Annotated in this window: 11 protein-coding genes; 1 reads left to right on the forward strand and 10 read right to left on the reverse strand. The window is 35.3% G+C overall.

Annotated features, from left to right (window positions below):
• Positions 1-59: 59 nt before the first annotated feature.
• Positions 60-2207, reverse strand: a complete 2148-nt coding sequence (locus tag CLV00_RS08265; RefSeq protein WP_099714663.1) for a TonB-dependent siderophore receptor — start codon at positions 2205-2207, stop codon at positions 60-62.
• A 189-nt stretch (positions 2208-2396) separates the two neighbouring features.
• Positions 2397-2876: a DUF6265 family protein gene (locus tag CLV00_RS08270; protein WP_099714664.1), complete on the reverse strand. Its 480-nt coding sequence runs from the start codon at positions 2874-2876 to the stop codon at positions 2397-2399.
• Positions 2877-3177: 301 nt separating this feature from the next.
• On the opposite strand from CLV00_RS08270, the gene CLV00_RS08275 reads away from it, so the two are divergent.
• A complete protein-coding gene (locus CLV00_RS08275) occupies positions 3178-4179 on the forward strand; it encodes a transposase (RefSeq protein ID WP_099714043.1) in 1002 nt (333 codons plus the stop codon).
• Between the two features lie 80 nt (positions 4180-4259).
• On the opposite strand, the gene CLV00_RS08280 is transcribed toward CLV00_RS08275, so the two are convergent.
• From CLV00_RS08280 to CLV00_RS08310, 8 genes are all read right to left on the reverse strand, one after another.
• Positions 4260-6560: a DNA topoisomerase 3 gene (locus CLV00_RS08280; protein ID WP_099714665.1), complete on the reverse strand. Its 2301-nt coding sequence runs from the start codon at positions 6558-6560 to the stop codon at positions 4260-4262.
• 226 nt (positions 6561-6786) lie between these two features.
• Positions 6787-7152 (reverse strand): DUF2200 domain-containing protein, encoded by a 366-nt coding sequence (locus CLV00_RS08285; RefSeq protein WP_099714666.1) that lies wholly within the window; start codon positions 7150-7152, stop codon positions 6787-6789.
• A 27-nt stretch (positions 7153-7179) separates the two neighbouring features.
• Complete coding sequence (locus tag CLV00_RS08290) at positions 7180-7572, reverse strand: DUF1801 domain-containing protein (protein WP_099714667.1); 393 nt, start codon at positions 7570-7572, stop codon at positions 7180-7182.
• 122 nt (positions 7573-7694) lie between these two features.
• Positions 7695-8126, reverse strand: a complete 432-nt coding sequence (locus tag CLV00_RS08295; protein ID WP_099714668.1) for a hypothetical protein — start codon at positions 8124-8126, stop codon at positions 7695-7697.
• Positions 8127-8252: 126 nt separating this feature from the next.
• Positions 8253-9236 (reverse strand): glycoside hydrolase family 43 protein, encoded by a 984-nt coding sequence (locus tag CLV00_RS08300; RefSeq protein WP_099714669.1) that lies wholly within the window; start codon positions 9234-9236, stop codon positions 8253-8255.
• Positions 9237-9408: 172 nt separating this feature from the next.
• Positions 9409-9564: a hypothetical protein gene (locus CLV00_RS16400; RefSeq protein ID WP_158234590.1), complete on the reverse strand. Its 156-nt coding sequence runs from the start codon at positions 9562-9564 to the stop codon at positions 9409-9411.
• Positions 9561-10211, reverse strand: a complete 651-nt coding sequence (locus tag CLV00_RS08305) for a DUF1801 domain-containing protein (protein WP_099714670.1) — start codon at positions 10209-10211, stop codon at positions 9561-9563. The genes CLV00_RS16400 and CLV00_RS08305 overlap by 4 nt, the downstream gene beginning before the upstream one ends.
• 411 nt (positions 10212-10622) lie before the next feature.
• Positions 10623-11735 (reverse strand): histidinol-phosphate transaminase, encoded by a 1113-nt coding sequence (locus CLV00_RS08310; protein ID WP_099714671.1) that lies wholly within the window; start codon positions 11733-11735, stop codon positions 10623-10625.
• Positions 11736-11887 lie beyond the last annotated feature (152 nt).

Raw genomic sequence — 11887 nt, forward strand, 5'->3', positions numbered from 1 at the left:
AAAGGATAAAACTCCCCACCGAAATGAGGAGTTTAGTGAAACAAAACCAATTATGAAACTTAAAATTTATAGGTTAAACCTGCTGTTACACTTCTCAAACGCTGAGGAGTTACAGTGGACCAACCAGAATAGTATTTTTCGTTTAATGCATTATTCAATTTTAATGCGATATTAAATTTATCACTCGTATACGATAAAGCCGAATTTAAAACGGTATAACTTGGCAACTCAAATGTTCCAATATTTGCTCTGTTTAAGGTTTTGTACTCGCTGGCATAGTTTCCACCAAATCCAATTCCGAAACCTTTTAATTTTCCTGAAGTCAACGTGTAATTAGCCCAGAAATTAACTAGGGTTTCCGGTCCTGCTTCTTCGGGTCTTTGTCCTAAATAACCATCTCCGGGATTGTCTTTAGTAACTTCACTTTTGTTGTTGCTGAATCCGGCAATGATGTTAAATCCTTTGACAGGATTTGCCGTAAAACTCAATTCAATTCCTTTACTGTTTACTTCGCCGCCTTGAATGGAATTGTTGATATTATTGGGATCAGTCATTATTCTATTTTTTACATCAATGTTGTAATAACTAATCGATGCTGAAATAATATCCTTGTACAAGTTTGTTTTTAGTCCAAATTCATATTGATTGGCTTGTTCTGGGTCAAAAGATTCCATTCTCGGATTAGAACCATCCACTTCAGAAACTTCTCGTGGCGTTACATTTACAAAGCCATTCATATAATTGGAGAAAACAGAAACTTTATCTTTAATCAGCATGTAAACCAAACCGAATTTTGGAGAAACGGCTGCTTGACTGTTTTCTTCGGTTGCTGTTTTAGATTTGAAGTTGTCAATTCTCAAACTCGCCATGGCAGATAATTTATCCGTAATATTCAACACATTCGACGCATAAGCACTAATAACTTCCGTTTCTGCAGTTGAGTTTCCTTCGAACGAACCTACTAAAAGGTTGTCAACTCCTGCTTGGGTCAAATCTCCCGTATCTGATCCATCGATTAAGGAAACAGTTCCGTTTCCTAACCAACCGGTGCTTCCGTTTATAATATTTGATTTATAATAATCAATACCTGCGACCAATCGGTTTCTTAAACTTCCAATTTTAAAGTCTCCTATGAAATTCTGCTGAATATCAGTTGCCAAAGTTTCTCCGTTTCTTTTAGAAATATATCTTGAAAAATCATTTCCGTTTGACGCGTCAAATAAATACGAATAATACCCGCTGGTTTTACTGTTACTTCTGGATAATACCGTTTGAGAAGTCCATTGGTCAGACAACTTGTAAAACATTTGAGCTTGTAAACTATACGTTGGATTACTGATTGATAATTCGTTTGAAGTAAACGATTTTTTATAATTTCTTTCAAATAATTCGATTGAATTAAAAGATAAAGGAGAATATCTGCTCAAGAAAATCATGGGTGCATTAGCAGAATTTCTGTTGGTGAATTCTGTATTTATTAAGAATGAAAGTTTATCATTCACTTTATAACTTAGCGAAGGCGCAAAGAAAAATGATTTGCCGAAACCAGCATCTTGAAACGAATTTTCTTTTTGATACGCTGTATTTATTCGAACGGCAACATCTGAATTTAAAGGTATGTTTACATCGGCAGTGATTCGGTCCAATCCATACGATCCTGAAATATAACTTATTTCTCCACCAAAAGTTGAGTATGGCTTTTTAGTGACAGTGTTTATTAAACCTCCGTAAGAAATTAAGCTGCTTCCAAATAATGTTCCCGATGGTCCTTTTATAACTTCAATGTTATCCACATTTGCAGGGTCGATACTTCCGTTATTGATTCCAGGAAGACCATTAATCATGGTAGGCTGAACAGCAAATCCTCTCATAGAAAAATATTCTGCTCCATCACCGCCACGTCCTGTTGATTCCCAAAGACGCGTTATACCAGTTGCATTTTTCAAAGCATCATTAAAATTAGTCACTACTTGCTCTTTCAATAATTCGCTGGTAACGGTATTGTACACTTGAGGATTTTCAATATTGTTCAAAGGCATTTTTGAAACCGTAGTGCTTTTTTCTCTTTTGTACTTGTATTTGTTGGTGTTTACAATAACTTCCTTTAAGGTTTTAAGAGAATCTTTTTCTTGCTCTTTTTTTTCTTGAGCACTCACTGTTATGCCAATTAATAAAACAGACAGGTAAAATGTATTTATCGTTTTCATTTATTTAGATTAATTAAAAATAATACCGCAAATATAATGGTGCTTTTTGTTTTAACAAAACTTATTTAGACTAAATATAAATAATATTAAAAAATAATTTTCAGTAATTTGAAAGTCAGTATTTTACGGCATAAAAAAAACCTTGCTTATTTAGAGCAAGGTTTTGATTGAAACTTAATTGTTAAAGTTTTATTTGATTTTTTTCATCGAAAACTGTTCAGAACTTGGTTTTCCTTGTTGGATTCCCGAAATTTTAGCGACTAAACTGTCTGGAGTAATTTGGTTATAACTGATTTTTTGAGGATAATCGTGTTTCAAATTTTCAAATGATACTTGTTTGTCGGTTGCAGTTGTCAATTTGAAAACAACGGGTTTGTCATTATTTTGCCCTTTTACTGTTGCAGTATACGTTAAGTTTTCTCCTTTTTGTTGTAAGATGATAGATTCAAAATGCACTGTATCTTTCTCTTTTATGTAATAGGATTGTGCTTGAAAGGTACTGTCGTTCAATTTCTCCCAATTTTCCGTTAGAGTACCATCGGCTGATTTGTTTTCCCAATTCCCCAAAAGCCAACTTGCCGCTTTGATTTTTTCGTTTTTATTGGAATCAGAATTTTTGCAGGAAACAATTACTAGCAAAAGCAGTATGAGAGTTGTTTTTTGAAACATATGTGTAAGTATTTGGTGTTATTTTGAAACGCTAAAATATAAAAAAATAGAATAGAAAGATTTTTGATTAATGATTTTTGACCCGAGCCTTTACTTTGTGTTAGAGTAAAAAACATTAAATTTATTCAAAGGAAAGCAGAGGTGAACTTTCACCCGAGCTAAGCTTAAGACTTAACTATCGCATTAGTCCTCTGCCTTCTCCTTGAACCCGTTGAATTGCTTCAAATAGAATGATAGACATCAAGGTCTAATAAAGGCTCTAAAGAAGTTCAACATTTTTGTTTATCCTAAATCCAAAGTTATGAAAAACTATTTATTTTATGTGGGTATTGATATTTCAAAACTAAAATTAGATATCACTATTCTTGATGTTTCTTCTTTGAAATCGGAACATTTTGTTGTTGAAAACAACATAAAAAGCATTAGTCTGTTTGTCAAAAATCTAAGCAAGAAGATTGACATAAATCAAACTCTTTTTTGTTGTGAAAACACAGGGGTTTATACCAATCATCTTTCGTCTGCTTCAATGGATTTAAAGTTAGATTTATGGATTGTCCCAGCCGTTGAAATAAAAAGATCAAAGGGGATTTCAAGAGGAAAAACCGATAAATCAGACGCTAAAGATATTGCCTATTACAGCTATAGAAATATTGACAAACTCAAACTTTTTACTTTGACAGCTATAGACATTCAAAAACTAAAAATTCTGTATACCGAAAGAGAAAAAATGCTTAAATCATTATTGCTTTTAGAAACAACTAAGGAAAATAAGGGTTTTGCAAGTAAAGAAGTTTTCAAGGAAGTATCATCAATCAATCAAAGTTTAACCAAAACCATTAGAAATGCTATCCGCAAAATAGAAACCAAGATGAAAGAAATCATCAAAGCAAATGCTCAGTTGAACAAACAGACTCAACTCATCAGAACCATTCCTGGAATAGGGGAACAAACCAGCATATATTTAATCATTGCCACAAAAGGATTTACGGCTTTTAAAAATTGGAGACAATTTGCCTGTTATTCTGGAGTTGCCCCATTTGAATGCAGCTCCGGCTCTAGTATAAAAGGCAGGACTAAAGTAAATCATATGGCTGATAAAAAAATAAAATCCTTGCTGCAAATGTGCGCTATGACCACATTGAAGTATGATCCTCAATTAAAAGAATATTACAATAAGAAAAAGGCTGAAGGAAAAAATTCTATGCTTGTTTTAAACAATATTAGATGCAAACTTATAAGCAGGGTTTTTGCTGTCATTAACAGAGAAACTTCATATATAAACACGTATAAATTTGCATCGTAGTTTTAACAATTTTTACTTGTTTTTCATCATAGAATGCGATAGCGAACCAGCGAAGCATTTCAGATAGTATTAATCAGAAATCAGTAATTATTTTCGCTTTCTTTCAAAATAGTATAAACCAATTCTTTGGTCGGTTTTTGATCTTTTAAATTCGTTCTGACCACATCGAAAGTCACTTTGAAATCACAACCCAATTTATAATCACTGCAACCATAAGCAGTTTTTCCTTTAAGAACCGTTCCTTTTTCACATTTCGGACAGGCTAATTCGTCCGGTACGGTTTTCGTCAAAGTTTTCTTCAGTTCTAATTTGAGTTTGAAATTTTCATCAAAGCGGAGTAAACCTTCCACAGCGCCGGCATCGGTTTTAAAATCTTTCAAGTTTACGGTAGATCCTTTTTGAAGCAATCGCAGGTATTGGTTCTCGGATATTTTTTTCTCCGCAAAAGTATAGGGCAATAGGAACGTGCAACCTGCTTTGTATTCGCCACAGCCATAAGCGGATTTTCCTTTGATAAGCGTTGCTTTTTTACATTTCGGACAGGCTTCCGCCAAAATTCCTGCAGCTTTCTTTTTCTCCACTTTAGCCTCTTCCTTTTGGACATTTCCTGCATGTGAGATGTTGGCGCGTCTGGTTTCACTGCGAACTTCATATACCAAAACCTCAACCATGCGCTTCATATTTTTGATAAATGAACCGGCGGTAAAGGTTCCTTTTTCAATATCTTTCAACTGTTTTTCCCAAGAACCCGTCAGTTCTGCGGACTTGACCAACTCATTTTGAATAGTATCAATTAGTTGAATTCCTGTTGGCGTTGGCAATACTTGTTTTTTGTTTCTTACGATGTATTGGCGTCTAAAAAGCGTTTCAATAATATTGGCTCGCGTGGATGGACGACCGATACCATTTTCTTTCATCAATTCGCGTAAATCTTCATCGTCAACTTGTTTGCCCGCGGTTTCCATGGCGCGCAATAAGGTGGCTTCCGTAAACTGATTCGGTGGTTTGGTTTCCTTTTCTAAAAATGAAGGTTCGTGTGGGCCTTTTTCACCTACAACAAAACTCGGCAGGATATCGGCTTCCTTTTCTTTGGCGTTCGGATCTTCAAAAACAATGCGAAAGCCTTTTTTTAAGATTTCTTTTCCGGTGGTTTTGAAAGCTACATCGGCGGCTTTCCCTATTACTGTCGTATTAGCAACCAAACAATCATCATAAAACACCGCAATAAAACGCTTTGTAATAATGTCATATACTTGTTGCTGATTGTATTGCAAGTTGCTTTGAATTCCCGTTGGAATAATCGCATGGTGATCGGTAACTTTTTTGTCATTGAAAACTTTAGGCGATTTTTTTATCTTTTTTTCCAAAAGCGGTTGCGTCAACGCCGCATAATTCGTCAAGTTTCTCAGAATTCCGGGTACTTTTGGATAAATATCGCTTGGTAAAAACGTGGTGTCGACTCTGGGGTAGGTGACTACTTTTTGTTCGTACAAAGTCTGAACAATTTTAAGCGTTTCATCTGCTGAAAAGCCAAATTTTGTATTGCAATATACTTGCAAACCTGTTAAATCAAACAGTTTAGGCGCAAACTCATTGCCATTCTTTTTTTCGACAGAAACAATTTCGAACACACTTTCTTTGACTTTATTGGCCAAAAGTTCGCCATCTTCTTTTTTCAAAAAGCGTCCATCTTCATAGCTGAAAAGCGTTTCTCGATATAAAGTTTGCAACTCCCAATACGGTTGCGGTTTGAAATTCTCAATTTCTTTAAATCGGTCAACAACCATGGCTAGAGTAGGGGTTTGTACCCTTCCAATAGACAATACTTGCTTGTACCCGCCGTGCTTTACGGTGTACAAACGGGTGGCATTCATACCGAGTAACCAGTCGCCAATGGCTCTGGAAAATCCGGCGTAGTATAAATTATCGTAGTTGGCAGATGGTTTTAGGTTTTCAAAACCCTCTTTGATGGCTTCGGTGGTCAGGGACGAAATCCACAAGCGTTTTACCTCGCCTTTATAATTGGCTTCATTCATGACCCAGCGCTGAATGAGTTCTCCTTCTTGCCCTGCATCCCCGCAGTTGATGACCAACTCGGCTTTGTCAAACAAACTTTTTATGATTTTGAATTGCTTTTGGATTCCCGAATTTTCGACCACTTTGGTTTCAAATTTGTCGGGAAGCATGGGCAGGTTGTTCAAATCCCAACTTTTCCAATGGGGTTTGTAATCGTTTGGTTCTTTTAAGGTACATAAATGCCCAAAAGTGTACGTTACGGCATAACCGTTGCCTTCGTAATACCCGTCGCGTTTGGTATTGGCTCCTAAAACGGATGCGATTTCGCGTGCTACACTTGGTTTCTCGGCAATACAGACCTTCATTTTCTCTTTCTGATTTAAGGGCGCAAATTAGGAATTTAGAAATTGGTATTAAAAAGAAATCGGTAGGAGTTATGAACGGGTATTTCCAAAAAATGCATTGGAGAATCTTAAAAAGGGCGGGTCTTATTATTATGGAATTGAAGATTAATTATCCCTATTGGGAACCGAATGAAGCTGATTTGAGAGAGGGTTTATGAGTGTAAATTTATCTCGTTTTTGGGGCGCTTTACGCCACTCGCAAAATTTTCTCCATTTTACGTCCTTTAGCCAATTCATCGACCAGTTTGTCTAAATATCGTACTTGTTGCGTTAACGGATTTTCGATTTCTTCTATCCGATACCCACAAATTACACCCGTAATCAAGTGCGCATTAGGGTTTAGTGTAGCATTCTGAAAGAATTTTTCAAAAGTTACTTTTTCTTCCACGAGTTCTTGTAGTTTTTTTTCATCGTAACCCGTTAACCATTCAATTACTTGAAATAATTCTTCTTTTGTTCTGTTTTTCTTCTCGACTTTTGCGATATAATGTGGATATACCGATGCGAATGTCATTTTTGCAATACGCTCATCGTGATTGTTTGTCTTGTTCATGCTTTAGATTTTAAGGTTAATCTCCATTTATTTCAACCTCTCTAATTGTCCTTTTCTTTTTACTATGTTTTTGTAATCCCACTGAATATCTCTTGATTTGTTCAGCCAACGTTCAAGGTCTTTTGTATTGATTTGTTCAACTGTACTGAAGAAAATAGAAGCGTCTTTAAATTTTTTTCCTTTTATGTTTAAATCGTCTTCTTCAAAGTCAGCACCACTCCAAAACATCAAACGCCATCCTGCTTTTTGTTTGCTGTAACCAACAATTGGATTACCGTCTAAAAACCAAACAGGGTGGGCGTGCCAAATTTTGCTCTCAGCTTCGGTCAATTCGTTGTCAATAGTCTGGGCAAGCACGTTGCAAATTGCTTTGTCGTCTGAGGTCTGTATGTCGTTATATGTTTGAATTTCCTCTTTCATTGTGGTCAAATGGTGTAATCGTTAATTCAATTTATATTCGATTGGTAAATTAAAAGTTACCCTTACTGCTTCTTCGTCAAGCTGTTGATTGTTTAATTGTATACAGGCGTTGTAATGCGGATTTATATCTTAAAAACATCCAGTTTTTGCATCCAGGAGATTTCTGACTCAACAAACGTAAGTCTGGTTTTGATTATTCGGTCCGATTTATCTCTAGGATTCTTAGTTACAAATCTCGCCTTGGAATTATTAAAATCCAACGTGTATTTTTCATCAAAGTCTTCTTGTTTGTTAGAAGAAAAAGTAATCACATTGTCTTTTGCACTCCATTTTCCTTTTCCGTATTTATTTACTTCAGGTGGAATTCCCTGTTTAATTTTCGAATAATAATGAAATAGGAATGTTCCATCTTGATGTAAGGTCAATTTATAATCAAATAAATGACTTTCATCTTTACCATTTAAAATACGATTGTAATCACCGGCAAAGTCATTCGATTGAGCGAATGCCGTCAGGTTGAAAACTAAAAGGAATGTGGCAAGTAGTAGTTTCATAGGTAAGTTTTTTAAATGTGTTAGTGTTTTTTTACTGTTTGTTTAGCTGTTCTGGTTTGTGGGCATAGCCTGTAATGCTGCGCTAATGATTGGATCGGGTTATGAATTAATAAAGATACCATACAATCATTTAATAGTATGTGCTTTTACACCTTCGTTGGTAATCGTAATGGGTTTGATAAAACCTTGTTCGTCAAAAAACATTTCTTCTATGCACGTTTCTCTTGAATTGGCATGCGTTTCTGTAAGCGGTCTTCTGTGGTAAACAATGTAATATTGATTGGAATCAGGTGCTTTCATAACCGAATGATGCCCTGCTCCGGTAGCAATTTTAGGATCTTGTTGCAAGACTTTACCAATGCGCTTGAATGGCCCCATCGGAGAATCAGCAATCGCATACGCTACGCAATAATTGGGTCCGCCCCAGCCGCCTTCGGACCACATAAAATAATATTTGTTATTTCGGATAAACATAAATGGCCCTTCAACATAATTTTCCGGAGTAATCTCTTTAAATACTGTTTTGTCTTTGAAAGGGATGAAACCCGTAAAATCCGGTTTCAATTTAGCAATATTGCAATGTTTCCATCCTCCATAAATTAAATAATGTTGACCATCTTTATCTCTAAAAACAAATTGGTCAATAGGTTGTGCGCCATTATAAAATTTATCAACTAATGGCTTTCCTAAATAATCTTTATAAGGACCTTCAGGTTTAGATGCAACCGCTACACCTATTCCTCCTGATTCAGTATCACTTTGAATATCGTTAGCTCCAAAAAACAGAAAATATTTATTCTTATTTTTAATGATTGACGGTGCCCACATCGCTTTTTTCGCCCATTTTACAGCAGTTGTATCTAAAATTTTAGCATGTTTTGTCCAATTGGTTAAATCAGTAGACGAGAAAGCATCCAAAAAAACTTGTTTTTCATAAGGAGCTGAAAAAGTGGGATATATCCAGTATGTTTTATCAAAAATGATTCCTTCAGGATCAGCATACCAACCTTTGAAAATAGGATTGTTATTCTTTATTTTATCTGAAACGGCATTTTGTGCACTGGTTTTTGAGAAAGAAATAATAAATAGTAAGAATAAAACTCTGTTCATGTTTTTTATTTTAAAAGTAAAAAAAAATTGCTGTGAAAAATATTTTTACGGTAAATAATTTCACCCATGCTTCACGAAGTCAGGAGACTTTGCACAGCAATCCAGACTTTTAAGAAAATGTTTTTTTAAAGAACACTTTGCATTGCTGGAGCAGAAAGAATGGTGTTTTCAATTAAGAACCGTCCTGCTGTCCGCTGTATTCCCGATAAATAAAAACTACGGCCGAAAAGCCTTGTTTTTCTAAATCGGGAGATGCCGCTTCTATCAGGGCTATCGATTCCGTTTCGTTTTCATAATAACCAAAGTAAAAGATGCTGTGGATTGTCATTTATTTTCTGCTCGAATGTATTTGTGTGAACCGTCACAATTGGGCATTTTTTTAGACAGTCCACAAGTACAATCGTTGATTCCCTTTCCGTCAAGAATACGCTGCATGTATTTTTCAATTCGGGTTTCGCGGGTTTTGGATTGTTTGGAACCCGAAAAGTATAAGTTGTAAGCGCGCTGTCGCCCTGGCGTTAAGGCGTGGAAAGCAACTTTTAAGTCGGGATTTTTGTCTAACGTATTTTGTAATTCTGCTACCAATTCAAGTTCGGTATTGCTTTTGAAATTTACTTTCAAGCCTGCTTTTTCAATTTCAATGGCTTCATAAATATAGGCTTTGATTATCGATTGTTGTTCTATGATTTCTTCCAGATTGGTAAACTTAAAAAAACGTACAGCCTGACTGTTTTCTCCGGGTTTGCATAGAATTCCATCGGTGTCTTGAAGTAAAGTTCCTTTAAAAAAACTAAGCGCACAGTATTCTTTAAAACTACCTATAAGTACCACATTACTTCCCTGAAAACTGTAACAAGGCGCACGCCACTTGAACTCTTCGGTTAGTCCGCAATCGAGTAGCAATAGTCGCAATTGCTCCATTTCGGGCTGCCATTTTTTGGCATTGCTTATAAAGTCATCAACTTTGGGATTCATTTTATTAAAATAAGGTTTTAGTTCAATAAAAGTATAAAAAATCGCGTTGCAAACGCTACGATTGTGCTACAAATTAAAATTGGTATTCGTTGCAAACAAGCATCAGTGGGATATGCTGTCTTCTCAAAAAATGAAAATTGTATTAATAGCATGCTGTGCGAAGTCTCCTGACTTCGTACCCATTGCTATATGCCGTTTTAACTTTAGCAACCTTTATTTTCCTGTGTTTGTTGATTATTGGAATTGCTACGAAGTCGTGAGACTTTGCAGAGCAATCACGATTATATTTTGTTTTTGCGACTTATTTATAGTTTGCGGAGATGGTGTTTGCCAAATCCTCCCAAATACAAAACTAATTTCAAATTAAGCCTAATACCCAAATTGCTTGTAGCGAGTGTTGGTGGCAGTTTTTTATTGTATTGCTTTAATGAATTTTTTCATTTCGCCCATTTTACCCACTGTAATCCTTGTCCATTTACCTTGCTCTTCATATATTCTTCCCCCTTGAATATTATTGCTTTCTAATTGCTTGAAATAGTCCTTGTTGTATTTTTCAAGTGAAAAATAGATAAAATTTGTATTAGAATAAATGCACTCACAATTTAATTTTTTGAGTTCGCTGATAGTATATTGTCTCACATCTTCATTTAGCAAGTAGCAATTTGAAACAAATTTATCATCTTTCAAAGAAGCTATAGCAGCAAGTTTTGACAATACACTAACGCTATTATTTGTATTGGATTGCAAATTAGCCAAATTATCAATTATTGTTTTGTTCGCAATCGCATACCCAATCCGTGCTCCAGCCAAACCGTACATTTTGGAAAATGTTTTGGCTATAATAATATTTTTGTGGTCATTTACGATATTGCTAAGGGATTGCTGTTTAGTAAAGTCCAAATATGCCTCATCAATTAATACAATTGTATTTTGTGAAATCTTGGTTACAAATTCTACCAATGCTTCTCTTTCACAAATTGTTCCTGTTGGGTTGTTTGGATTACAGATATAAACAAGTTTTGTGTCTTGGTTTACAACTTCCAACATAGCTTGCAAATTAATTTTCTTGTCGGTTGTAAGAGGTACTTTATTTTTTGTTAAGCCTAAATTATCTAATGTAACTGTCCAATAATCATAGCTTGGGTCTGCGATTACGTAATTTCCTTTGTCTAATGATACGAATTTTGCAACCAAATCTAAAATTTCAGTTGAACCAGCTCCCAACAATATGTTTTCGTCTTTAACACTATTCTTTTTTGCAAGGTCAGAAATCAGTTGTGATGCAACATCCCAATTATATCGGTTACTAATATTCACATTGTCTACAAATGCTTTCCTTGCTAATGGAGATGGACCATAAGGGTTTTCATTTGAGCGTAAAAAAATTAAGTTAGCATCATCCTCAAAACTATTAATTAAATTTTCTGATACAAGAGGAGAAGCAAATGAATTGAAGTTTGTAAGTCCAATACCAGCTACTCCAATACCAATTTTTTTCAGCCAAAGTCTTCTGCTCGTTTCCATATTTTCTTTTTCTTTAAGTAGTCTTTAAAAAAAATAGTTTGTTACAACCGCGGAGTGTTAAAATAGTCACTAACGTTTTGGCGCTTTGCGAAGAAGCGGATTTCGAAGCGCTAAACTGTCTGCTAGCAATAAACTTGATACGAAGCACAAAA

Origin of the sequence: Flavobacterium sp. 11 (assembly GCF_002754315.1) — a bacterium.
Classification (GTDB): Bacteria; Bacteroidota; Bacteroidia; order Flavobacteriales; family Flavobacteriaceae; genus Flavobacterium; species Flavobacterium algoritolerans.

Coding starts and splice junctions, on each gene's coding strand:
- CLV00_RS08265 (WP_099714663.1), bottom strand. CDS start 2,207: ATGAAAACGATAAATACATTTTACCTGTCTGTTTTATTAATTGGCATA.
- CLV00_RS08270 (WP_099714664.1), bottom strand. CDS start 2,876: ATGTTTCAAAAAACAACTCTCATACTGCTTTTGCTAGTAATTGTTTCC.
- CLV00_RS08275 (WP_099714043.1), top strand. CDS start 3,178: ATGAAAAACTATTTATTTTATGTGGGTATTGATATTTCAAAACTAAAA.
- CLV00_RS08280 (WP_099714665.1), bottom strand. CDS start 6,560: ATGAAGGTCTGTATTGCCGAGAAACCAAGTGTAGCACGCGAAATCGCA.
- CLV00_RS08285 (WP_099714666.1), bottom strand. CDS start 7,152: ATGAACAAGACAAACAATCACGATGAGCGTATTGCAAAAATGACATTC.
- CLV00_RS08290 (WP_099714667.1), bottom strand. CDS start 7,572: ATGAAAGAGGAAATTCAAACATATAACGACATACAGACCTCAGACGAC.
- CLV00_RS08295 (WP_099714668.1), bottom strand. CDS start 8,126: ATGAAACTACTACTTGCCACATTCCTTTTAGTTTTCAACCTGACGGCA.
- CLV00_RS08300 (WP_099714669.1), bottom strand. CDS start 9,236: ATGAACAGAGTTTTATTCTTACTATTTATTATTTCTTTCTCAAAAACC.
- CLV00_RS16400 (WP_158234590.1), bottom strand. CDS start 9,564: ATGACAATCCACAGCATCTTTTACTTTGGTTATTATGAAAACGAAACG.
- CLV00_RS08305 (WP_099714670.1), bottom strand. CDS start 10,211: ATGAATCCCAAAGTTGATGACTTTATAAGCAATGCCAAAAAATGGCAG.
- CLV00_RS08310 (WP_099714671.1), bottom strand. CDS start 11,735: ATGGAAACGAGCAGAAGACTTTGGCTGAAAAAAATTGGTATTGGAGTA.